Raw genomic sequence first — 22,836 nt, 5'->3', positions numbered from 1 at the left:
CAGCAGACCTTGGTGACCTTGCTGACCTGCGCTTTGATCTTGACCAGGGCTGTTGGCGGTCCTACGTTGTCAATGACGGAAAACGTGTGCGGTATTTCCGTCGGTGTGATGTCCGCCCCCGTCACCCGAAAGGCGTATCGCCATGCCCGAACCCACCCCAGAAGGAATGCCCCGACGTGACTTCCTTGGTGTCTCTCTCGCAGCGGCGGCCGTCGTGACCGCCCTCGATCCGGCCCACGCCGACGCTGTCCAACCGTCCGGACCACCTGCCGCCCGTGGCGGGCACTACGTCCCGCAACGTGCGCCGCTCCGGCCGGTGCCGTTCCAGAAGCTCCCGCCCGGTGCGATCGAGCCGCGCGGCTGGCTCGCGCAGCAGCTGGAGTTGCAGGTCGACGGACTCTGCGGCCGGTACGACGAGATCTCGGACTTCCTGGTCTACGAGACGAACGGCTGGGTCGATCCGGCGCAGGGAGCGTGGGAGGAGCTGCCGTACTGGCTCCGTGGGTTCGGCGACCTCGGCTACGTCACCGGCAACACCGGAGTGCTGACCAGGACGCAGCGGTGGATGGAGGGGATCCTGGGGACCCAGGCGGCCGACGGGTGGTTCGGTCCGGAACGGCTCCGGACCTCGCTGGAGAGCGGGCCGGACTTCTGGCCGGGTATGCCGCTGCTGGCTGCTTTCCGGTCCTGGTACGAGTACTCCGGTGACGAGCGGGTCATTCCGTTCATGACGAAGTACCTGGGATTCCAGAACACGCAGCCGCCGGAGGTGTTCAACCGGTCGTGGGGTGCGTTCCGCTGGGGCGACAACATCGACAGTGCGTACTGGCTCTACAACCGCACCGGAGACGAGTGGCTGCTCGACCTGGTGACCAAGATGCACAGCGGGTCGGCGGACTACGTCGACGGCATCCCGACCTGGCACAACGTCAACCTGGCGCAGGGGTTCCGGGAGCCGCTGCAGTACTGGCTGCTGTCCGGGGACGAGAAGCACCGCGCGGCGACGTACCGGAACTATGCGACGGTGATGGGGCTGTACGGGCAGTTCCCCGGTGGTGGGTTCGCCGGGGACGAGAACTCGCGGCCCGGGTTCGGTGATCCGCGGCAGGGGTTCGAGACGTGCGGGATCGTCGAGCTGATGCACAGCTGCGAGCTGCTCACCCGCTTCACCGGTGACAGGGCCTGGACGGATCGGTGTGAGGAGTTGGCTTTCAACTCGCTGCCGGCGTCGTACGACCCGCAGCAGCAGGTCATGCACTACATCACCTGTGCCAACAGCGTGCAGCTGGACGACCGGCCTAAGCACGGGCAGTTCCAGAACCCGTTCCCGATGCAGGCCTACAAGTACGGCGTACACCAGTACCGGTGCTGTCCGCACAACTACGGCATGGGCTGGCCGTACTACGCGCAGGAGCTCTGGCTGGCGACCACGGATAACGGTCTGGCCGCGTCGATGTATGCCGCCAGCAAGGTGACTGCTCGTGTGGGTGCTGCTGGCGAGACCGTGAGCATCGTGCAGGACACGGAGTACCCGTTCTCTGACACGATCTCCTTCACCGTCCAGGGAGCGGCGCGATTCCCCTTGTATTTAAGGCGTCCCGGCTGGGCTCGCGACGTGTCAGTGAAGGTGAACGGCCAGCCGGTACACGTCAGCGGCGACTGGCTCAAGGTGGACCGCAATTGGCACCCCGGCGATCGCGTGGAGCTGGTGCTGCCGATGCGGACGAGCACTCGGGTCTGGGACGACAACCAGCACTCGGTGTCTGTGGACCGCGGCCCGTTGACGTACTCGCTGCAGATCGACGAGCAGTACGAGCGCATCGGTGGAACTGATGAATGGCCGGAGCTCTCTGTCTATCCGGAGTCACCGTGGAACTACGGCCTGGTCGCAGGTGCGCGCTTCGACGTCGTACGACGGGACGCCGGCGCGAATCCCTTTACTACCGAGGGAGTGCCGCTCGCGCTGACCACGCAGGCGCGGCGGCTCCCGCAGTGGGAGACGGACACCGAGGACGTGGTCGGGCTGCTGCAGCCGAGTCCGGCGCAGTCATCAGAACCTGTGGAGACGGTGACGCTGATTCCGATGGGTGCGGCGCGGCTGCGGGTCACGTCGTTCCCGCAGGTGTCACCGCACGGCAAGGAGTGGAGCTACCGGACGCGGATCACTGCCTCGCACGTCAACGACGGTGACTCCCTCGAAGCTCCTGACTCGGGGCGGGTGCCGGAATCCTCTGCTGACACGTCGATTCCGCGCTTCACCTGGTGGGACCGTCGCGGGACGACGGAGTGGATCTCGTACGACCTGCGAGACGCTATCGAGGTGTCACAGGTCTCCGCGTACTGGTACGACGACACGGGCTCCGGCCAGTGTCGGGTGCCGCAGTCCTGGCGTGTGCAGTGGCTGGACGGGGACACGTGGCGGGAGGTCGAAAACACCACGCCGTACGACGTTGCAGTCGACCGGGTCAACACCACGACGTTCACGCCGGTGCGGGCGCAGTACGTCCGGGTGGAGGCGGTGCTGCAGCCGGCGTACTCGGGCGGATTGCTGCTTTTGACATTCGACTGACCGCCTGGAGCTGCGAAAATAACCCCTGTGGGGGATGAACCGGCGCTGGAGCACGCGCTTCTCGAGCATCTGCAGTTCGCACCGTTGACCCGGGCGGAGCTGTCACGCCGTACCGGCGTCGGCGATCACCGGGTCCAGACTGCGTTGGACGACCTGGTCGCGGGGACGTACGTCGTACGACGCCCGCAGGATGCCGGACCGGCCGACTACGAGATCACCGCGGCCGGATCCGGTCGGCTGCAGGTGGTCGAGGAGCTGGTCGAGTCGCCGTTGAAGATGATGGGGAAGCTGTTCGCGGCGACCGTCGCCGACACGATCCACCCTCGACAGACCACGCCGGCCGACCCGCGGGACCTGTGGCTGTCCGACGACGACCGGTCGGTCTGCTCGGCGGCGTTGGCGAACCAGTACGCCGTCGGGCGGATCGACAGGGGCGAGCTGGGACGTCGTACGGATCTCCTGCTCACCGCCAAGACCCGCCGGGAGCTGGACCCGATCTTCGAGGGCCTGCCGGTGCCCGACCTGGCTGAGCCGATCACGCTGCCGCCCGGGGCGAAGGGGCCGAACTGGGGAACGGTTGCCGTGCTGTTGGTGCCGGTGCTCTTGGTTGTCGGGATCATCGGCCTCAACATCTGGCGCGGTCACGCGAGCCTCCCGACGGCGGTGCTCTACACGATCATCGCCATCTGTGTCTTCCTCTGGCCGTTCCGCAGTATGCGCAGGCGGAAGTGACGGACCCGGGCGTCGAGCGGCTGGTGCTCAGACACCTGGAGGGTCGGCCGCTGAGCCGCCTCGAGCTCGTCAGCCGCACCGGCGCCACCGACCACCAGGTCCAGGCTGCGCTGGACGAGCTGATCGGCACCGCGCACGTCGTCCGCCGCCCACAGGACATCGGCCCGGCCGACTACGAGCTGACACCTGTCGGGGTGGAGCACCTGGCCCGGATCGGCCGCATGACCGCCTCGCCGGTCCCGGCCGCCAAACGGCCGGTGGTCAAACGTCAACCTGCCGCCAAGAGACGTCCGCTGGTGCGCCGGCCGACGGTCGCGGTCCGCACGCCGCGGTTCGAGGCGGAGCCCGAGCCGGCCGACCGGGAACTGATCGTGCGGCTGGCGAAGGACCTCGCGGTCGGAGTGGTGTTCTCGGGCGTGATGATCGCGACGCATACCTCGCTCCTGATGTTGTCCCTGGTTTTCTTGATCACCGGCGTCCGGATGTTCTCCACGTACCGAACCTGGGCCAAGAAGCGGCGTTCGGGGTGAACTAGCCTGTGCGCGTGGATCCTGTACTGCGGTTGGCTGTGCCGGCGGACGGGGCTGCTATTGCCGAGCTGGCCCGGGCCTCGGTGCTGGACGTGTTCCCGGCGTACTACGACGCACAGGAGACCGCGAGCGCGGCCGAGCACATCACCACGCTGGACACCGCGCTGATCGACGACCGCACCTACTACGTGCACGAGGTCGACGGCCAGATCGTCGCCTGCGGTGGATGGAGCCGGCGGAACAAGCTGTTCAACGCGAGTACTGCGGGAGCCGACGAGCGACTGCTCGACCCGGCGACGGAGCCGGCCCGCATCCGCGCCATGTTCGTCCGTGCAGACTGGACGCGGCGTGGGCTCGGGAGAGCGATCCTGACCGCGTGTACGGACGCAGCGCGCGCGGAGGGGTTCACCAGGTTGGCGCTGATGTCGACGCTGCCCGGAGTACCGCTCTACAAGGCTTTTGGCTTCACCGAGGTCGAGGCTGCCCAGCTACCGATGCCCGACGGCACCGTGCTCGCCGGTGTCGCGATGGAACGACCGATAGAGGAGACGGCATGACTGCAGGCACCACTGTCACCGCACCGGACGGCAGCGAGGTCGTACTGGGTGAGATCGGGACCCGCGTGCTGCTGAAGAACTCGCGCGTCCGAGTGTGGGAGGTGTCGCTGCAGCCCGGTGAGGCGCAGGGCTGGCACCTGCACCACAACCCGTACGTCGTGCTGTGCCTGTCGACGTCCCCGTGCCACATGGACTGGCTGGACGGCAGTCCGGCGCGGCAGCTGAGTGAGACCGTCGGCGGGTCCGTGTACCGCCCGGTGTCCCCGGTGCACATGCTCACCAACGACGGCGACGCGCTGTACCTCAACCGGTTGATCGAGGTCCTCGACCTGGGCGAGGAAGCCAGCGGCGACCCGCGCTTCGCTGTCGCCGGCGTCCCGGCCGAGTCCGGCTTCGAGCAGGCCGGTGAGCTCCCGGCGAAGGTGGTCGTCGACGAGGACGACGTACGCGTTCAGCACGTGACGCCCGAGGCGGGTGAGTCCTACACCTGGCACACCGGCGCGTACCCGGCCCTGGTGGTCGACCTGGATCTCGAGCACCCAGACGTGACGTACCTGGAGCCCGGCGAGTCCTACACCCTGCCCGCCAAGCCCGAGCGCACCTCCGGCTTCAACCTCGTCGAGCTGCGCTACTACAGCAGGCCGCGCACCTGATCCGCGTCCCTCGCTCTGAGCACTGCGGCAGTGTCGACCTGGCTGAGGTCGGACTGCCGCAGTCGTGCTTTGACGAGTGGCACCTGCGGACCGACCGCGCTGAGCTCGGTGACGCCGAGGGCCGCGAGCAGTACTGCGGCTTGTGGGTCGCTGGCCAGGTCGCCGCAGACCGCGACGCGGACACCGGCGTTGCGGACGACGTGGTCGATGAGTTGGAGTACGGCGGGGTCCAGACCGTCGGCCAGCGAGGCGACCGCGGTGTTGGTGCGGTCGGCGGCCGTCGTGTACTGCGTCAGGTCGTTGGTGCCGATACTGACGAAGTCGAGATCCTTGGCGAGGGTGGCAACGCGCAGCGCGGCGGCCGGTACCTCGACCATGATGCCGACCTCGAGTCCGTCCCGCGGGCCGAGCTTGTGCAGGGCCCAGGCGACCTCATCGGCGGTCGTGACCATCGGGAACATCACGTGGACCGGCGTCTCGGCTGCTACTCGACGGATGGCTTCGAGTTGGTCGCGCAGAAGCTCCGGGCGACGGCGGAAGACGCGGAGGCCACGCTCGCCGAGGAACGGGTTCGCCTCCTTGGCCTGCGGGAGGAACGGAAGCGGCTTGTCGCCGCCGATGTCCCATGTGCGGATGGTGATCGGCTTGTTTCCAAGGGCTTGTGCGATCGCGCGGAAGGCCTCGACCTGCTCATCGACGGTCGGCGCAGTACGACGGTCGCCGAAGAGCACCTCGGTCCGCACCAGCCCTGATCCGTCGGCGCCTCGTGCATCGATCGCGTCCTGGACCACGCCGACGTTCACGAGTACGTCGATGGTCCTGCCGTCGCGGGTGATCGCGTGCTCGTCCGCCTGGGCGACTGCTCGATCGCGCTCTACCTGCCGCTCGGCGATCGTCGCCCGCACGCGATCCTCGTCCGGTGCGGCCTCGAAGGACCCGGTCCGTGCGTCGAACGCGATCGTCGCACCCGGGCGCACATCAGCGTCGCCGATCCCTGTGATGAGCGGGATGCCGCGGGATCGCGCCACGATCACCCCATGCCCGGTCGTCCCGGCCGCCCGCACTGCGATCCCTGCGATCCGCGTCGCATCAAGCGTCGCCGCAGTCGCAGCATCCAGCTCCGGTACGACGAGGATCCCGTCCGCCGGTGCGTCCTCGGACGCTCCGACCAGAACCCGCAGCGCTCGATCTCGCACAGCGCGGACGTCCTGCGCTCGTTCACGCTGGTACGCGTCGTCGAGCCCCTCGAAGGTCGCCGCGAGGTCGTCGTACACCTGCTGCCACGCGGCCGGCGCCGACGCACCGCCGGCGATCGCGGTACGCACATCGTCGAGCACCTTCCGATCACCCAGCAGCGCCAGGTGAGCCACGAAGATGTCGCCGTGCTCCGGGGTCGTGTCGCGCAACACCCGCAGTTGCTCACCGGCGGTCTCCAGGGCCTGCTCGAGCCGCCCAAGTTCGTTGTCCCCGGCAACGTAACCGCTCACGTCCACGCCCGAACCCACCAACACCGCAGGCCCGATCGCCACATCCAAACCAGACCCACCCGCCGTGGAAGGCTGTACGTCGGGCGCAGGTTCGTCGCCGAAGTCCGCGGCGGCGAGCTTCTCGATCGCTTCGAGGGCCTCGGATGCCTGCCGACCGCTGGCCCCCACGCGCACTCGATGACCTTGCTGGGCGTTCAACGTCGCGACCATGCTCAGACTGCCCGCATCCACCGGCCCCTTGCCGGTGTCCAGATTTGTCAGGGTGACCGCCGCATCGAACCCGTTCACCAGCCCGACCAGCCGAGCGGCCGGCCGAGCGTGCAGGCCGTGCTCGTTGCTGACGACAATCTCCAGTGACCGGTCAGCCTCCACAACCGGCTCCGCCTCAACGGCCGGCGCGTCGCCGAGATGGTCCTGTTTGCCGACCAAACCGCGTTCGGCCTCGGTGACTACCGCGTCGAGCGATGCGCCGGTTGAGGCGGTCACCACCGCGGCGACCAAACCCTCAACCAGAGGCGCACTGCTCAGACGGACGTGATCAGCGACGGACGGATCCACGAACTCGAGTGCCATCTCCGCGCTCAGCACCGCACTGCCGAGATCGAGCAGCACCAGCACCCCATCAGGGCTGTCCGCAGCGGCGAGCGCCTCCGACACCGCCATCGCGTCGGTCCCGAACGTCGTCGCGTCCAACCCGGCCGCGACCGCGATCACCGGACGCTTGTCCTCGGCAACCATCTCCGAGGCGAGCCCGACCGCCGCATCGGCCAGCGCGCGGCTGTGCGACACCACCACGATCCCGATCATGCGAGCGTTCGGGCCGCAGACTCCAGAATCAGCGTCGTGCTGGTCGCCCCGGGATCCTGATGACCGGCGCTCCGCTCACCCAGATAGCTCGCCCGCCCCTTCCGCGCGACCAGCGGAACCGTCGCATCCCGCCCCTTCGCCGCGGCCTCAGCCGCCGCGGTCAGCGCTGGACCGACCTCCGATCCGCCCGCCACGGCAGCGTCGTACGCCTCCAGTGCCGGCGCCCAGGCGTCGTACATCGTCTTGTCGCCGAGCTCGGCCTTGCCGCGGGTAAGCACACCCTCGACACCCGCGTGCAGCGCCTTGCCGACCGCCTCGGCGGTGATCGGCGCGACGCCGGCCAGCGCGGTCCCGAACCGCAGGAAGAACGTGCCGTACAGCGGCCCGCTCGCCCCGCCGACCTTGCTGACCAGCGTCATCCCGGCCTTCTTCAACAGCTCGTCGGCGCTCTCGAACGACGTCTCGTCCAGCACCGCCACGATCGCCTGGAAGCCGCGATCCATGTTGGCGCCGTGATCCGCGTCGCCGATCGCCGAGTCCAGCTCGGTCAAGTACGCCGCGTTCTCGTGCAGCACGCCCGCGGCATCCCGCAACCAGTTGACGAAGGAATCGACTCCCATGCTCACGCGCCCCAGCGTAGGCCGGGGGTGTTCACCGGCGCGTCCCAGAGACGTACCAGTTCGTCGTCCACCTTCAACAGCGTGACCGAGCAGCCGGCCATCTCCAGCGAGGTGATGTAGTTGCCGACGAGGTTGCGGGCGATCGTGATGCCGGCCCGGTCCAGCAGTTGGGCCACCTCGTTGTACATTATGTACAGCTCGATCAACGGCGTACCGCCCATACCGTTGACGAAGGCAATCACCGAATCGCCTTGCTGATAAGGCAGATCGGAGACCACCAGGTCGACCAGCATCGCCGCAATGTCCTTGGCGGGTGCCAGTGGCAACCGTTGCCGGCCGGGCTCGCCGTGGATGCCGATGCCGACCTCCATCTCGTTGTCGGCCAGGTCGAACGTCGGCTTGCCCGCGGCCGGGACCGTGCACGACGTCAACGCCATACCCATGCTGCGACCGTTGTCGTTCACCCGACGGGCGAGGTCCGCGACCTGGGCCAGCGGCTGGCCCTCCTCAGCGGCCGCACCGACGATCTTCTCCAGCAGCACGGTCACCCCGACACCGCGGCGACCGGCCGTGTAGAGGCTGTCCTGGACGGCGACGTCGTCGTTCGTCACGACCGACAGCACCTCGGTGCCGGCGTCGGCCGCGGCGAGCTCGGCCGCCATCTCGAAGTTCATCACGTCGCCGGTGTAGTTCTTCACGATGTGCAGTACGCCGGCGCCCGCGTCGACCGCCTTCGTCGCTGCCATCATCTGGTCCGGCACCGGGGAGGTGAACACCTCGCCCGCGCACGCTGCGTCCAGCATCCCGAGCCCGACGAATCCGCCGTGCATCGGCTCGTGCCCTGACCCGCCACCGGAAATGAGCCCCACCTTGCCCGGCCTCGGCGCGTCCTTGCGGTAGACGATCCGGTTCTCCAGATCCACCCGCAACCGATCCGGATGCGCTGCCGCCATCCCCCGCAGCGCTTCACTCACAACATCACCTGGGTCGTTGATGAGCTTCTTCATGTCCCCATCTGAGCACACGCCCGCCCATTACGGGAGCCCCGATCAACCCGCCGTCGCACCCGACACCTCCGACAGCAACGGGATCGACCGGATCGGACGACTCAGGGTGAGCAGTACGGCGCTGAGCACGAGCAACACGCCGAACACCAGCAGCGCTGTCCGCGAGCCGGAGCCTTCGAGCATCAATCCGCCGAGCAGCGGTGCGAGCGGGTTGGTGCTGCTCGCCAGGAACATCACCGCGCTCTGCGCGCGGCCTTGCAGGTTGTCCGGGGTGATCAGCATCTGGTAGCCGAAGAGGCCCGAGTTCAGTGCAGGCAGCAGGAACATCGCGAACGACGGCAGCACGATCAGTACTGCGGCGTGGGTGGTGAACGCGGTCGCGCCGAAGGTCATGCTGGTGATCCAGGTGGACGCGATCGTGATCCTGCCGGTGCTGAACCTCGCGAGCAGTTTCGGTGCGGCGATCGCTCCCAGCAGGCCACCCACCCCCAGGCCGGTCTCCAGCAACCCGATCACCGGCGTCGGTACGCCACGCTGCTGCATGCTCAGAATGAGCACGATGACCGTGCCGTTCGCGGCGAAGTTGAGGATGGTCGCGACCGTGGCGATCGTGCGCAACGCGGGCTGGCGGAATATCCACGTCAGCCCGGAACGGATCGCCTTCAGCATCAGCTCGTGCTTGTCGCCGTCGGGTTTGGCTGCCGGCAGCGCGTGCCGGATCGTCGACAGCATGACCGTCATCACGAGGTACGAGATCGCGTCGACGGCCACCGGGACGACGCGGCCGACAGAGTAGAGCACGCCGCCGAGCGGTGCTCCGATCAGCGCCGCCAGGTTCTGCCGGCCGTGGCTGGCGGCGAGGGCGGTCCCGATGTCGTCGGGGTCGACGATCTGCCGCAGCGCACCGGCCTCGGCCGGGACGAACAGGACATAGCCCGCACCGCTGAGCAGGCTGACGGCGATCAGGTGCGGCAGCGTGAGTACGTCGAGCCACCCGGCCACGGCGACCGATCCGTACAGCACGGTCCCGAACAGGCTGTACCCGATCAGGATCCGGCGCCGGTTCCAGCGATCCGCCAGCGCGCCGCCGGGGAGCGACATCAGGGTCGATCCGAGCGCACTCGCCGCACCGATCAGGCCGGCTTGAACAGGGGACCCGGTGATGGCCAGGCCGAGCAGCACGAAGACGAACGAGCTCATCGCGGAGCCGATGGAGCTGATCGTCTGGCCGGTCAGCAGCTTGAGGTAGTCACCGTTGTGCAATAACCCCCGGGCGGACATAACCCGGAGGGTATGTCTGGGGCAGGTCAGTCCTTGGGGCGCAGGAGCGGGCGGACGACCTCGCGGGCGTCGTGGATGCGGGACTTGACCGTGCCCAACGGAGCACCGACCTCGGCCGCGATCTCCTCGTACGACAGGCCGTAGACGTCGCGGAGCACCAGGGGAGTGACCATCTGGGGACGGTCGCGCTCCAGGGTCTCCAGCGCCTCCAGGAGGTCCAGGCGGGTGCCGGCGATCACGCTGGTGGTCCGCGGGTCCGGCTTCTCCATCTGCTCGGGGTTGTGCGCGGCCTGGGCGCTGCGCTTCAGCTTGCGGTACGTCGAGCGGGCGGAGTTGGCCGCGACGGAGTGGACCCAGGTGGAGAAGCTGCTGCGGCCGGAGTACGTGTTGATCTTCGTGGCGATGTTCAGCAGCGCTTCCTGAGCGGCGTCCTCGGCGTCGGCGGAGTACGGCAGGACGCTGCGGCAGATCCGCAGGACGCGCGGGTAGACCTGCCGCAGCAGATCGTCCATCGCGTTCTTGTCACCCGCCTGCGCCTGCTCCGCGAGGGTTGCGAGGTCGTCGGTCGGGCTGGTGCTCTCGCTCATCTGCGCCTTTGCTCTCGATCGGCCCCGGCACGGGACACTCCAGTACTCCATAATGCCCTGTATGGGGGTCCCAACCAGACTCGGGCGTTACGTCGTGCGCCGACGCCTGGGCTCAGGCGGTTTCGCTACGGTATGGCTTGCTCACGATGAGCAACTGGATGCCGAAGTGGCGATCAAGGTGCTCGCGGACAACTGGGGCCATGACGACTCGGTCCGGCACCGGTTCCTCGAGGAGGGCCGGTTCCTGCGCCGGGTCGAGTCCGAGCACGTCGTCCAGGTGCACGACGTCGGCGAACTGGAGGACGGCCGCCCTTTCCTGGTGCTGACGTACGCCGATCGCGGCACGCTGGCCGATCGGTTGAAGAAGAACCCGCTGCCGCTGGCCGAGGCCGTCGATGTGGTGGTCCAGGTCGGTCGCGGCCTGCAGGCCCTGCACCGGCGCGGTCTGCTGCACCGGGACGTGAAACCGGCGAACGTGCTGTTCCGCAGTACGGACGACGGCGAGCGGGCCGTCCTGTCCGACCTCGGCCTGGGCAAGTCGCTCGATGAGGTGTCGAGGATCACGATGCCCGGCGGCACCCCGTCGTACGTCGCTCCCGAGCAGGCGCTGGGTGAGCGGCTGGACCAGCGCGCCGACCAGTACTCGCTGGGCGCGGTCGCGTACGCCGCTCTGACCGGCCGATCGCCGCACCAGGTCGACGGGCTGGGCGCGGCCAGCCGGGTCGAGGTGGCGCCGCCGCCGAGCTCGCTCGGGTTCGAGCTGCCGGAGCAGGTCGACGCCGCGATCGTCCGCGCGCTGGACCCGGACCGGGAGAAGCGCTGGCCGGACGTGCAGTCGTTCACGCGGGAGCTTGTGGGCGGGTTGGACGAGACCACGCACGACTTCCCGCTGTCGATCCGCGAAGTGATTGCCGTCGACACGGATCACCTGGGTGCGAAGACCGCGTTGAGCGACGAGAACCAGCCGACGATCGTGAAGCTCGCCGAGCCGTCGGAACCGGCGGACACGGAGACGGTCGCGGTCGACGCTCCCGCCGTACCAGAAGAGGCCACGGAGCCTGCCCCGACGCCCAAGCGGAAGCGGAAGCGCGGCCGCTGGGTCGTCGCCGCTCTGCTCGCTCTGGTGGTTGGTGGCGGCGCCGGGTACGCCGGGCAGTGGTACCTGTCCAGTCGCAAGGCGATCGTGGTCTCGCAGGGGCAGTTCCAGGTGACGCTGCCTCGGGCCTGGGCGAAGTCGATCGCCCAGACGAATTGGCTGGCGCCGGGCAGCAAGGCCGGGTCGCCCGCTTTCCGGGTCAGCGGGGACGCCGACTGGTCGCCGAACACGCCGGGCGTGTTCATTGGCCTGGCGGGTTCGAAGCTCGCCCTGCCGGACAACAAGGCGCTCGGCTGCAAGCCGGGCCCGACCTACCCGGGCACGTTCAATGACCGGCCGACCACGGACCGGATTTCCAGTGGATGCGCCGGGGCCGATATGGTCCTGTTCGAACGGGTCGTCGATCGCGGGGACGGCGGCTCGATGCTCGTCCAGGTGATCACGCCAGATGCCGCTCGTGCTGCCGAGATCGCCGATTCGGTGAAGTACTAGCGCTGAGGAAGTCCCCATGCGTTTTCCGACCGAACGGCTGCGGCCGTCGCCGGCGCTGATGCAGTCTGCTCGTCGTAGGTTCTACCGGCTGCGCTCCACGATCTTCCGTGCCATCTGGCCGGTCGACTAGTCGACCGTCAACCAGGTGATGCCGAGCGCAACCACCCACAGGACGCCGCCTGCCCAGGCAAGGGTGTGGAGACCTGCGGTCAAGGTCGCGGAGTGGCTGAGCACCGCGCTGTAGCCGGCTACGCCCGCTGCGCCGACCGCTTGCCGTGCAGTGTTGTTGACGCCGCTGGCCAGACCGGCGCGGTCCGGGGGCAGTGCTGCGATCGCCGCGTGTACTACCGCGGCGGTCAGCAGACCCATGCCTATGCCCAGGCCGATCTCTACGGGAACGACTGCGCCGTAACGGCTGTCCGGGCGGACTGCGAGCAGGCAGAACGAGCCGATAGCCCCGAGAGCAAGGCCGAACGACATCGGCAGCCTGGAGCCGTACCGAGCCGTGATGCGACCTGAGATCGGACCGAGAACGGCCAGCGGCAGCAGAACCGGCAGCAGTTCCAGGCCGGCACGGAGCGCGGATTGGTCCAGATGCTCTTGTAGATAAAGGGTCAGCGCGAGCAGCGTGCCTAGACCAACCAGATTCATCAGACCGGAGACCACGTTGGCTCCGACGAACGCACGGCCGACGTGCAGCCGGACGTGTGTCTCGTGGCGAGTAGTCCGCCGTCGTGGCACCATCCGCCAAGCCATTGGCAGCACCAACGCGATGATCGGCAAGTTGATCAGGAACACCGCACGCCAGCCGAAACCATTGACCAGTACGCCGCCGAGGACCGGCCCGGCGACCAATGCCAGAGCACCCGCACCAGCCCAGATCCCAACAGCACGGGCCCTTGCGGCGCTGTCGACGTACTGATCGGTGATGACAGCCAGCGTGCTCGGCAGGAGCAGCGCGGCGCCGACGCCCTGGAGTGCGCGTGCTGCGACCAGGAGCTCCATGTTCGGCGCTATGCCGCACACCAAGGACGCACAGCCGAAGACCGTCAGCCCGGCGAGCACAGTACGGCGGTGGCCGATGCGATCGCCCAGTGCGCCGCAGACGAGCAGGAGCCCGGCCAGCGCGATCATGTAGCCGCTCACGACCCACTGCTGCCCGGCCGCACTGGTATCAAGGCCGGTCCGGATCGTCGGCAGCGCCACGTTGACCACGGTCACGTCGAGCTGGACCAGGAAGATTCCGATACACAGCAACGCGAGAAGCATGCGTTCCACGTTTCCACCGAAACACTTCGGGTTGCGTCGAAGTATGTCGGTGTGAGCATGGAGTACATGAGTGGAGATGCCGATGTGGCTCGTGCCGCCGGCCTGATGGCCGAGCCCGCGCGGGCGAAAGTCCTGATGGCACTGGCGGACGGCCGCGCGCTGCCTGCCTCCCTGCTCGCTTCGGAGGCCGGTGTGTCACCACAGACCGTCAGCGGCCACCTGCGCAAGCTGTTGGACGGCGGCCTGGTCGCAGTGGAGCGCTCCGGGCGACACCGGTACTACAAACTCTCCGGTCCAGAGGTGGCCGCGGCCGTAGAAGCCCTGGCCCGCATAGCCAAACCGCAACCCATCAAGTCACTCCGCCAGAGCACCCGCGCCGCAGCGCTCCGCGAAGCCCGCACCTGCTACGACCACCTGGCCGGTCGCCTCGGCGTTGCTCTGCTCGACGGTCTGGTACGCCGGGAGGCCCTGACCCGCACCGACGGCGGCGTCGGCGCGGACCGCCGTACGGACGACCCGCTGGCCGCACAACTCCCGGACGGCCCGTATGCACTAGGCCCCCACGCTGTCGAAGTGTTCGGTGAGTTGGGCGTCGACCTGGACCACCAGCCGTCCCGCCGCCAACTCCTGAGGTTCTGCGTCGACTGGAGCGAACAACGCCACCACCTGTCGGGCCAGCTGGGCGCGTCCGTAGTAGACAGCCTCCTCGACAACAACTGGCTCCGCCGCCGCCCGAACCAACGAGCCGTCGACCTCACCACCACCGGCCATAAGTCACTCGCCGGACTGCTCGAGGGCTAGGACGGGCCGATCGGAGTGTCGTCGCGCGTGGCCGAGTTCGCCGCGTGGTCGAGGATGTCTTCCATCGCGTCCCGGTCCTGAGGGAGTCCGGTGACGGCGATCTCGAACGTGCACAGGCCTTCGTGGTTGGCCACCCACCGGATGATCACGTAGCGAAGAGAGTTCTCCGGCACGTACGTGTAGACCAGCGTCGCTTCTTGGGTCTCCGGATCCACGGTCTGGGACTTGATCGACAGCATCTGGGCGGCCGGCACCGTCGCGAGATCCGTCAGCCTCTGCGCCATCGACTCGGCGGGTGGCCGGCGGATGGTGAACCCGGCCTCGATCCGGATCCAGCGCTTGCTGGTCGGGTCGGTGTAGCGGCCGATCTTCGGCGGATCCGGCTGCGTGAAGCCCCAGTTCCGCGGCACCTTGAGGCGGACGTCGGACCGGACGACGTTGGTCGCGGTGAACTCACGGATCCGGTACTCCAGCTGGTCCTTGTCCAGAGCCTTGGTGTCGTCCGGGACGATCTGCTTCGGCGGCGGGGCCGGTGTGGACGGCGTACCGGACGGATCCGGAGTACCCGCCATCGGAAGCGGGGCCGCGGTACCGGCCAGGCTGGGCTCGTCGGTGAGGAACAGGCCGACGCCGTACCCGCCGGCGCCACCGACTCCGGCCAGCGTGAGCAGGCCGGCGCCGAGCAGCGCGCGCCGCGACATCGTGCTCTTCACGCCCCCACCTTCCCCAGATCCCTACTCAAAAGAAGACACCTGAGTACAGTCTCAGGTTGCATGCCCCGAGGTAACAATTCCGTGAAAGCCCTCAGCCGACCTCGTGCACCGACGTCGAGGCGTGCTGCAGAACCTCGTCCAGGGCCGCGGCGTCCTCAGGGATGCCGGTGATACTCATCTCGACATTCGTCAGCTGACCGTCGATCGCGATCCAGCGCACGATCACATACCGGAGCGTCTGACCCGGGATGAAGGTGTAGATCAGCGTCGCCACCGGGCGGGAATCGCCGTTCTCGCCGGTGATCGTGGCGTTGGTCTGACTGACGATCCGTACGTCGTTCTCCGGGGCCTGGCTCTTCTTCAGGTCGACGATGAGCTGGGCCATCGCGGCCGCGGGGGTCGTGTCGACCGGCTCGACCGCCTCGATCCGAACGCCCCGCTCCCTCTGGTCGTTCAGGTACTTCACCTCTTGGGGCCGCTTCGGGTCCCTGGTGATCTTCCAGCCCTGCGGCGTGTCGACCGAGAGCTGTACCGAGGGCTCGTCCTGTGGTGTGACGGTGAAGGTATGGCCGATGTACTGGAGGCCTGGTTCGAGAGGGTCGAGGTTGCTGGGGATCGGGGTCTTCACCGGGAGAGACGGCTCGGTCGGGGTCGGTGACGGGGACTCCGACACGGTGCCCAACGGGCCGGCGGTGCCGGAGGCGGTTGGTTCCGGGGTGTCGACGCGGTCGCCGGTGTAGTAGCCACCGCCGACGCCGAGCGCCAGGGCCAGCAGGAGCAGGCCGGCCAGGAGAACTCGTCTCACGCTTGCACCGGTCCACGGGGAGAGCGCGTGGACGTGGCGGGACCGCCGGGCAGCAGCACGAGGTACGGCGTACCGGCCGGACGTGGGGAGGCGGTCACGGGCACGGCGCCATCTTCTCAGGAGAGGCGGGCACGAGCCCAAAACCCCGGCGGAGACCTTTTCACACCGGTCTGACTGAATCCTTTCAACGAGGACTTGACACCCTTCCAGGCCATACGTAGCGTCCCGGTGACGAAAGTAACACGATCCTGCGGTTACTTCACAGACTTCGCCGATATGTCGGCGCACAGGAGGACCCATGGCACTCGATCAGTCCGTCAGTCGACGGCGGCTCCTCCAGTTGATGGGCGGCGCCGCGGCGGTCGGGACGCTCGCAGCGTGCGGGGGCGGCAGCGGCTCGTCGTCGTCCGGCGGCACGCTCAAGGTGATCGGCGTCGGCGACCAGGAGGCCGGCCTGCGGAAGGTGCTCGACGCGTACAAGTCGTCGCACTCCGGCTTCGACTTCAATCTGTCGTTCGCGCCGGCCGACCAGGTGCAGACCGCGCTCCGCACCCAGCTCGGCGGCGGCAACGCACCCGACGTACATGTCGTGTATCCCGGCAACGGCAGCGCGATGTCGATGGCCCAGCTGGCCAAGGCCGGACTGCTCGTCGACCTCAGCAGCCAGTCCTGGACGCAGAAGATCCCGGACGGCTTCAAGGGCGCGTTCCAGAGCGACGGCAAGACGTACATCTACTCGCCCGGATCCAGCATGCTCGGCGCGATCTACAACAAGAAGGCGTTCGCGACGGCCGGTGTCGAGCCGCCGACCACCTGGTCGGAGCTGCTGTCGGTCTGCGAGAAGCTCAAGGCGAAGGGCATCGTCCCGATCGCACTCGGCGCGCAGACGCCGTGGATCACCCAGCTGATCCCGTACGCGCTGGTCCCGGGCACGGTCTACGCGAAGACCCCCGACTTCGACGACAAGATGCTCGCCGGCCAGGCCTCGTTCGCGGACTCCGGCTGGGTCGACGCGATGAACAAGTACCTCGAGTTGCAGAAGAAGGGCTTCTTCAACGACAACCCGAACGGTACGACGTACGAGCAGGCCACCTCGATGGTTGCCACCGGCAAGGCTGCGATGGCGGTCCAGGTCTCCGCCGTGCTGTCGGCCTTCCGGGCCGCGTCGCAGACGCCGGACGACCTGTCGATGTTCCCGTTCCCGGCGACGGATGTTGCCGCTGACAACTGGATTCCGGCCGGCGTGGTGGTCGGGATCGCGGTCAGCGCGAAGAGCAAGAAGTCCGACCAGGCCAAGTCCTTCCTGGACTACTGCGGCCAGCAGGAGAACCTGAACACCTGGGCCGAGGCCGTCTCCTGCGTCCCGCTGTACGGCGACGCGAAGGTCGATCCGGCGCTGACCCTGTTCCTGCCCGCGCTGAAGGCGAACAAGGCCGTCCCGTTCATGGACCAGCGCTGGCCGAACGCCGAAGTACAACCGACCCACTTCGCCGTCGTCCAGGAGCTGCTCGGCGGCAAGACAACCGTCGACGCCGCCCTGAAGAAGATGGACGAGGCCTACCGGAAAAAGGCATGAGAGTACGTATTGCCCCACCGTGGTGGTTCGCGGTCCCGGCGATCCTCGTGTACGCCGTGGTGGTCCTGTACCCGAGCATCGCGGGTGCGGGATCGGCGTTCACGGACTGGTCCGGGATCGGGAACGCCAAGACGTTCATCGGGATCGACAACTTCAAACAGCTCGCGCATGACAGCCAGGCGCTCGGGGCGTTGCGGAACACGTTGCTGCTGACGGTGGCGATTGTCGTTGTGCAGAACGCGATCGGATTGCTGCTGGCGCTCGGCGTACACACCAACATCAAGAGCCGGATGGCGTTGCGACTGGTGTTCTTCGCGCCGGTCGTGGTGAGTCCGGTGATGGTGTCGTTCCTGTGGAAGTTCGTGTACAACCCGGCTCCGGACGCCGGACTGAACGCGGCGCTCGGAGCGGTCGGGCTCGGTGGATTGCGGCAGGACTGGCTCGGGAATCCGTCGCTGGCGTTGTGGTCGGTCGCGTTCACGGTGATCTGGCAGTGCGCGGGGTACTCGATGGTGATCTTCCTGGCCGGACTCGAAGGCGTGCCGGCCGAGCTGCACGAGTCCGCGATGGTCGACGGCGCCGGTACGATCGCCCGCTTCCGCCACATCACCTGGCCGCTGCTGGCGCCGGCCGTGACGATCAACGTGATGCTGTCGACGGTGGGCGGGCTGACGTTGTTCACGCAGATCATCGCGATGACGAACGGCGGCCCGGGGTACGCGACGGACACATTGTCGACGGTGTTGTACAAGCAGGCGTTCGTGTTCGGGAAGTTCGGCTACAGCACCGCGGTGGCGCTGGTGCTGGCGATCTTCGTCGCGGCCGTGTCGTTCCTGCAGATCGGGTACCTGAGGTCGAGGGAGACGGCGGCATGAAGTATCGCCCGCGCACGTTCCTGCTGGAACTGGTGATGATCGCGGTCGCGATCGGGTTCCTGTTCCCGGTGTACGTGTTGGTCACGCTCGCGTTCAAGGATCCCCAGCAGATCGCCAACCGGCCGTTGTCGCTGCCGGACCCGCCGAGCGTGGGGAGTTTCGGCGAGGCCTGGCGATCGGCCGGGCTCAGTTCGGCCTTGCTGAACAGCTCGCTGATCACCGTCGTCAGCGTGCTGCTGCTGATCGCGCTGGGCTCGCTGGCGGCGTACTTCCTGGCCCGTACGGCGACGCGCCTGAGCTACAGCCTCTACATTCTCTTCCTGGTCGGCATCATCCTGCCGTTCCAGCTGGGGATGATCCCGCTGTACCAGCTCGTCGACAACCTGGGTCTGCTCGGGACGTATCAGGGCATGATCCTTTTCTACACAGGGATCCAGCTGCCGTTCACGGTCTTCCTGTACACCGGCTTCATCCGGTCGCTCCCGGCGGACTACACGAACGCCGCGCTGATCGACGGCGCCTCGCATCTCCAGGCGTTCGCGCACGTGATCTTCCCGCTGCTCCGGCCGATCACCGGGACGGTTCTGATCCTGAACGCCGTACAGATCTGGAACGACTTCTTCACCCCGTTGCTCTACCTCGGCGGCTCCGGCCACGAGACCGTCCCGGTACGGGTGTTCGCCTTCGTCAACCAGTACACGTCGAACTACGGCCTGGTCGCCGCCGGCCTGATCCTCGCCGCCCTCCCGATCCTGCTGCTCTTCCTCTTCCTGCAACGCTATGTCATACGCGGTTTCGCCTCCGGCCTGAAAGGATGACCGCTCCAGACATCAAAGGGGAGTGGAATGCTGCGAAGATTGTGGGCTGGAATACTGGCTGTCACGTCGTTGGCCGGCGGGATGGTTGTCCTGGGGAGTACTGCGGCTGAGGCACAGCCGGCTGCGGTGTCGGACACGTTGCTGCCGGGTCAGAAGCTGATGGCCCTGCAGTCGATCAAGTCGAAGAGCGGTGTCTTCACGCTGACCATGCAGCGCAGCGGGGTTGTCACGCTGCTGCAGCGTGGCGACAAGCAGCCGTTGTGGCAGACCGAGACCTACCGGCCGGGAGCGGTTCTGGTGATGGGCCAGGACGGGATGCTGCGCATCATCTGGGGCCGGACCCAGCTGCTGGCGATCGGAGCGGCCAGCGCCGGTGCCAAGCTGGTGCTGCCGAACACCGGGCTGCTGGCGACGTACAACACCCGCGGCAAGGCCGTGTGGAACCGGCACATGGTGATCGGCACGCTGACCCCCGGCGTCATCCTCAACGCGCCGAGCGTCGGCCCCGGGCGGGAAGTGATCCTGTACTCGGTTTCGCACGCGTACACGGTTCAGATGCTGGACAGCGGCAGTCTGGTGCTACTGAAGAACGGCAAGACCGTGCTGTGGACCACCGGCAAGACCGGTCTGCCGAAGGGGTGGGCCGTCATGCGAGCGGACGGCACGTTGTCCACCTACAACGTGGCCAACGACGAGACCTGGCAGTACGACACCCGGCGGCCGGGCACCGTCGCCCAGGTCCGCGACGACGGCAGCTTCCTGCTGATCAACGGAAAGACCGTCGTCAAGAAGTTCCACTGATCAGTAGACCTCGATCCGGTCGAGGCTGATGACCGCGCTGGTTGAGGCCGGGTTCTTGTCGCCGGTGACCCGCACCTTGAGGGTGTGGGCACCGGCGGCGAGCGTCGGGGTGATGTACATCAGCTGCTCGCCGACGCGGATCGAGCTGTAGTAGTCGATGCGTTGCTCGGGACCGCCGTCGACGGAGATCGCGGCGATCCCGTTGCCGGTGTCGGCCACGCTGAGCAGCGCGGCCCGGGTGCCGGTGAAGTGGATCGTGGCGGTCGCGTTGGTCTCGCCGCTCCAGTGGTCGTTGCCCCAGAAGCATTGGTTGCCGCAGCCGGATCCCGAGCTCCAGTTCCCGGCGTACGCGACCGTGCTGTCGGTGTCGTTGATCCAGTAGTTCGACGAACCGGGGTCGCCCGATGGCAGGTTCTGCGTGGCGCCGGCGGCAAGCGGTCGGCCGAGGTTGGGCGTGCCGTCGGCGTTCCAGGTGATCTTCTGGACGCGGGTCGTGCGGAACGAATACGTGTAGGTGCTGGTGTTCTTGCCGTGGTACGCGATCCAGTCCTCGGTCCCGTCCGGCGACTTGAAGAACGAATGGTGCCCGGGACCCCAGACGCCGGTCTCGTCGTTGCGGGAGAAGACCGGGCCGGCGTGCTGCACCCAGTTGGACGCGACCATCGGGTCGGCGCCGTTCGCGATGCTCTTCATCCACAGCTGGTAGTCCGGCTTCCCGGTGTCGCAGGTCGAGTAGGTCAGGAACGTGCGCGTCGCGCCGTACAGCGGTGTCGGCCCTTCCCTGACCTCCGAGCAGCCGCCGTCCGCGGGGATCGCGACCCGGTCACCGGTAGACGTCCACGGGTTGCTCATCCGGACGATGTACAGCTGCGCCGGTCCGCCCTGACCGCGGCCGGGGCCGGTCCAGACGAAGTACTGCTGGCCGTTGACCGTGATCGGTTCGCCGTCGATCGCGTACTCGCCGAAGTCGGCGATCTTCGCCTTGAACGCGTACGGGCCGAGCGGGTCGTCGCCGGCCGACTCGAGGACGTACATCCGGTGGTTGGCGTCGACGCCGTCCGAGGCCGTGTAGTAGATGTACCAACGGCCGCCGACATGGCGGAACGCCGGCGCCCACATCTGCGTGTTGCGGGTCGTGTCCGAGTCCCGCCACACCACCTGCTCGGGTTGGACGAGCAGCGTGGCGAGACTGGGTGACGACCAGATCCCGATCCGGTCGCCGCGGGTGGTCGCGAGGTAGTACTTGCCGTTGTAGAACATCAGCGACGGATCCGCGGACGGGTTCACCGGGTTCCGGAAGGTCTGCGAGCTCACCACATTCCTCTCGACGGCGGGAGCGTTGGCCCCGACCGAGCCGGTCAGGAGTACGGCGAGCAGGACGCTGAGGACGGGGCGGACGAACCTCATGACGAACACCTTCCGGGCTGTGGCGGACCATCTCCCTGGATGAACAGTCGTACGACGGTTTTACCATCGTTGTAAACCCTTCAAACAAGGATCAAATGGTCCGCCACCGACGCCGGACTACCTTCCGCGGTTCTTCTTCGCGGCCTTCTCGGCCGCCTTCTGGACAGCCTTGTCGTAAGCCTTCTCGGCGTTCTTCACGTTCCGCTTGGCGCTGCGGTCGGCAGCATTGCCGGAACGGATCGTCTGGTGGATCTGGCTCGTCCCGCGCATCGCCTGCCGCATCTGGCGGCCGTTCTCCGCCGTGTCCTCCTGCCGCTGGTAGGCGTTGTCGACCGCCTTCGCAGCGTTCCGCACTGCTCTCGGCTGCTTCTTCTCTCCCCAGGCCATCGCAGACTCCCTCGTCGTTGGTCGTGCTGACGGTGGTTGCGACGAGACGTCAAAACGCCGGGTTCCGGGTTCAGGACCCTTTCGACCTGTGTCGAAAGGGTCCGGCAGGAACCTCTTGCCGGGATCCGGCGTCTCACCGCACATGAAGCTCAAGGTGCGGGTCGTGCACTACCGGCACGACTGCTGGTACGCCGACATCGACGACGCCGATGATCGCCAGCCGGACGATCCCTACTGGTACGCCGACGGCTGCCACACCCAGGCCGAAGCGATCGCCCTCGCCTGCTCCCAGCTCGCCGCCCTCGACCAGGCAGTTGCCGCCGGCACCCTCCCGGCCCGGATCAGCGAGGCCGTCGCCGCCTGATTCCCTCACGCTGTGTATCCACAGAATCACCTGTGGATAACGGTGTCTAGCTGTGGATATGTGGACGGTTGCTGTGGACAACCTGGGGGCTGGTTGTGGAGGAGACAACTGATGCCGGTGAGGATGCACGTGCAGTCCGGTCAGTGAGAGAGCGGTTGCCGGGGTCGGGTTCTGGTGGTGAGATAGGTGGCCGTGTGCCGGATGAAACTTTACGAAGATTTATCCGTGACATTCGGCGTGCCAGCTCGTTGATCTGTCAGGCAGTTCGCGAATCAGCGGATCGCTGGGGAATCCGGAGGGACCGCTCGTGCACAAGTTCAACGCTCCACCCGACTGGCCTGAGCCGCCGAGTGACAGCTGGCGTCCGCCGATGGGCTGGGAGCCCGACCCGGCCTGGCCCGACGCCCCGGCCGGCTGGGGGTTCTGGACCAACCGCAGTGGCCGCCGCAGCAGCGGCCCGATCGGCGCGTACGGCGCTGTCGACGCCGGCCGCGTCGAGCTGGCAACAGTCGACCCGGCTCTGGTGCTGATGCACTCCTGATCGTCAACTCCGGCTCCCGCATCCCATCGGCTGCGGGGGCCGCGTTGTGTCCGCGTTCGGC

23 protein-coding genes and 1 pseudogene are annotated in these 22,836 nt (G+C 67.5%); 13 read left to right on the top strand and 11 right to left on the bottom strand.

Annotation, left to right across the window (positions count from 1 at the left end):
• Positions 1-142 precede the first annotated feature (142 nt).
• Genes ACFWUU_RS39330 through ACFWUU_RS39310 form a run of 5 tightly spaced genes read left to right on the top strand, consistent with a single transcriptional unit; the run spans position 143 to position 5,041 of the window.
• Complete coding sequence (locus tag ACFWUU_RS39330; protein ID WP_380183630.1) at positions 143-2,569, top strand: beta-L-arabinofuranosidase domain-containing protein; 2,427 nt, start codon at positions 143-145, stop codon at positions 2,567-2,569.
• A 27-nt stretch (positions 2,570-2,596) separates the two neighbouring features.
• On the top strand, positions 2,597-3,301 hold the full coding sequence (locus ACFWUU_RS39325) for a DUF1707 domain-containing protein (protein ID WP_380183627.1): 705 nt from the start codon (positions 2,597-2,599) through the stop codon (positions 3,299-3,301).
• Positions 3,298-3,831, top strand: coding sequence for a hypothetical protein (locus ACFWUU_RS39320; RefSeq protein WP_380183624.1), 534 nt, complete (start codon positions 3,298-3,300; stop codon positions 3,829-3,831). Before ACFWUU_RS39325 ends, ACFWUU_RS39320 begins: the two co-directional genes overlap by 4 nt.
• A 14-nt stretch (positions 3,832-3,845) precedes the next feature.
• Positions 3,846-4,388, top strand: coding sequence for a GNAT family N-acetyltransferase (locus tag ACFWUU_RS39315; protein ID WP_380183622.1), 543 nt, complete (start codon positions 3,846-3,848; stop codon positions 4,386-4,388).
• Positions 4,385-5,041 (top strand): hypothetical protein, encoded by a 657-nt coding sequence (locus ACFWUU_RS39310; protein ID WP_380183620.1) that lies wholly within the window; start codon positions 4,385-4,387, stop codon positions 5,039-5,041. Before ACFWUU_RS39315 ends, ACFWUU_RS39310 begins: the two co-directional genes overlap by 4 nt.
• Here ACFWUU_RS39310 and ptsP read toward each other — a convergent pair.
• From ptsP to ACFWUU_RS39280, 6 genes and pseudogenes are all read right to left on the bottom strand, one after another.
• Positions 5,020-6,900, bottom strand: coding sequence for a phosphoenolpyruvate--protein phosphotransferase (gene ptsP / locus ACFWUU_RS39305; RefSeq protein WP_380183816.1), 1,881 nt, complete (start codon positions 6,898-6,900; stop codon positions 5,020-5,022). The two genes, ACFWUU_RS39310 and ptsP, sit on opposite strands and share 22 nt — an antisense overlap.
• 24 nt (positions 6,901-6,924) lie before the next feature.
• Positions 6,925-7,335, bottom strand: a pseudogene (gene dhaM / locus ACFWUU_RS39300) (dihydroxyacetone kinase phosphoryl donor subunit DhaM); the annotation flags it as partial.
• Positions 7,332-7,955, bottom strand: coding sequence for a dihydroxyacetone kinase subunit DhaL (gene dhaL, locus ACFWUU_RS39295; RefSeq protein ID WP_380183814.1), 624 nt, complete (start codon positions 7,953-7,955; stop codon positions 7,332-7,334). The gene dhaL and the pseudogene dhaM, both read right to left, overlap by 4 nt.
• A gap of 2 nt (positions 7,956-7,957) precedes the next feature.
• Positions 7,958-8,962, bottom strand: a complete 1,005-nt coding sequence (dhaK, locus tag ACFWUU_RS39290) for a dihydroxyacetone kinase subunit DhaK (RefSeq protein ID WP_380183618.1) — start codon at positions 8,960-8,962, stop codon at positions 7,958-7,960.
• 42 nt (positions 8,963-9,004) lie between these two features.
• On the bottom strand, positions 9,005-10,243 hold the full coding sequence (locus ACFWUU_RS39285; RefSeq protein ID WP_380183616.1) for an MFS transporter: 1,239 nt from the start codon (positions 10,241-10,243) through the stop codon (positions 9,005-9,007).
• 26 nt (positions 10,244-10,269) lie between these two features.
• A complete protein-coding gene (locus tag ACFWUU_RS39280; RefSeq protein ID WP_134110310.1) occupies positions 10,270-10,830 on the bottom strand; it encodes an RNA polymerase sigma factor in 561 nt (186 codons plus the stop codon).
• Positions 10,831-10,882: 52 nt separating this feature from the next.
• Here ACFWUU_RS39280 and ACFWUU_RS39275 point away from each other — a divergent pair, with 52 nt between their 5' ends.
• Positions 10,883-12,418: a serine/threonine-protein kinase gene (locus tag ACFWUU_RS39275; RefSeq protein WP_380183614.1), complete on the top strand. Its 1,536-nt coding sequence runs from the start codon at positions 10,883-10,885 to the stop codon at positions 12,416-12,418.
• A 126-nt stretch (positions 12,419-12,544) separates the two neighbouring features.
• On the opposite strand, the gene ACFWUU_RS39270 is transcribed toward ACFWUU_RS39275, so the two are convergent.
• Positions 12,545-13,687, bottom strand: coding sequence for an MFS transporter (locus tag ACFWUU_RS39270; protein WP_380183812.1), 1,143 nt, complete (start codon positions 13,685-13,687; stop codon positions 12,545-12,547).
• 66 nt (positions 13,688-13,753) lie between these two features.
• Here ACFWUU_RS39270 and ACFWUU_RS39265 point away from each other — a divergent pair, with 66 nt between their 5' ends.
• A complete protein-coding gene (locus tag ACFWUU_RS39265) occupies positions 13,754-14,488 on the top strand; it encodes an ArsR/SmtB family transcription factor (RefSeq protein WP_380183612.1) in 735 nt (244 codons plus the stop codon).
• On the opposite strand, the gene ACFWUU_RS39260 is transcribed toward ACFWUU_RS39265, so the two are convergent.
• Both ACFWUU_RS39260 and ACFWUU_RS39255 read right to left on the bottom strand, forming a co-directional pair.
• Complete coding sequence (locus ACFWUU_RS39260; RefSeq protein ID WP_380183610.1) at positions 14,485-15,201, bottom strand: hypothetical protein; 717 nt, start codon at positions 15,199-15,201, stop codon at positions 14,485-14,487. The two genes, ACFWUU_RS39265 and ACFWUU_RS39260, sit on opposite strands and share 4 nt — an antisense overlap.
• Before the next feature lie 91 nt (positions 15,202-15,292).
• Positions 15,293-16,006 (bottom strand): hypothetical protein, encoded by a 714-nt coding sequence (locus tag ACFWUU_RS39255; protein ID WP_380183608.1) that lies wholly within the window; start codon positions 16,004-16,006, stop codon positions 15,293-15,295.
• 298 nt (positions 16,007-16,304) lie between these two features.
• Between ACFWUU_RS39255 and ACFWUU_RS39250 the strand changes: the two genes are divergently transcribed.
• Genes ACFWUU_RS39250 through ACFWUU_RS39235 form a run of 4 tightly spaced genes read left to right on the top strand, consistent with a single transcriptional unit; the run spans position 16,305 to position 20,076 of the window.
• Positions 16,305-17,582: an ABC transporter substrate-binding protein gene (locus ACFWUU_RS39250; RefSeq protein ID WP_380183606.1), complete on the top strand. Its 1,278-nt coding sequence runs from the start codon at positions 16,305-16,307 to the stop codon at positions 17,580-17,582.
• The gene (locus ACFWUU_RS39245) at positions 17,579-18,457 is read left to right on the top strand and encodes a carbohydrate ABC transporter permease (protein WP_380183604.1); all 879 of its coding nucleotides are present in this window, start codon (positions 17,579-17,581) and stop codon (positions 18,455-18,457) included. The genes ACFWUU_RS39250 and ACFWUU_RS39245 overlap by 4 nt, the downstream gene beginning before the upstream one ends.
• Positions 18,454-19,275, top strand: coding sequence for a carbohydrate ABC transporter permease (locus ACFWUU_RS39240; protein WP_137256329.1), 822 nt, complete (start codon positions 18,454-18,456; stop codon positions 19,273-19,275). The genes ACFWUU_RS39245 and ACFWUU_RS39240 overlap by 4 nt, the downstream gene beginning before the upstream one ends.
• 27 nt (positions 19,276-19,302) lie before the next feature.
• Positions 19,303-20,076 (top strand): hypothetical protein, encoded by a 774-nt coding sequence (locus ACFWUU_RS39235; RefSeq protein WP_380183602.1) that lies wholly within the window; start codon positions 19,303-19,305, stop codon positions 20,074-20,076.
• Here ACFWUU_RS39235 and ACFWUU_RS39230 read toward each other — a convergent pair whose 3' ends face one another.
• Together ACFWUU_RS39230 and ACFWUU_RS39225 are read right to left on the bottom strand one after the other, a co-directional pair.
• Positions 20,077-21,483, bottom strand: coding sequence for a glycoside hydrolase family 43 protein (locus ACFWUU_RS39230; RefSeq protein ID WP_380183600.1), 1,407 nt, complete (start codon positions 21,481-21,483; stop codon positions 20,077-20,079).
• Between the two features lie 117 nt (positions 21,484-21,600).
• On the bottom strand, positions 21,601-21,870 hold the full coding sequence (locus ACFWUU_RS39225) for a hypothetical protein (RefSeq protein WP_380183598.1): 270 nt from the start codon (positions 21,868-21,870) through the stop codon (positions 21,601-21,603).
• A 142-nt stretch (positions 21,871-22,012) separates the two neighbouring features.
• On the opposite strand from ACFWUU_RS39225, the gene ACFWUU_RS39220 reads away from it, so the two are divergent.
• Positions 22,013-22,234, top strand: a complete 222-nt coding sequence (locus ACFWUU_RS39220) for a hypothetical protein (RefSeq protein ID WP_137256333.1) — start codon at positions 22,013-22,015, stop codon at positions 22,232-22,234.
• Positions 22,235-22,541: 307 nt separating this feature from the next.
• The gene (locus ACFWUU_RS39215) at positions 22,542-22,775 is read left to right on the top strand and encodes a hypothetical protein (RefSeq protein ID WP_137256334.1); all 234 of its coding nucleotides are present in this window, start codon (positions 22,542-22,544) and stop codon (positions 22,773-22,775) included.
• Positions 22,776-22,836: the final 61 nt, after the last annotated feature.

Origin of the sequence: Kribbella sp. NPDC058693, from assembly GCF_042715335.1 — a bacterium.
GTDB classification, from domain to species: domain Bacteria; phylum Actinomycetota; class Actinomycetes; order Propionibacteriales; family Kribbellaceae; genus Kribbella; species Kribbella jiaozuonensis.
Note: the sequence above shows the minus strand (reverse complement) of the source record. Positions and strands in the feature narration are given on the sequence as shown.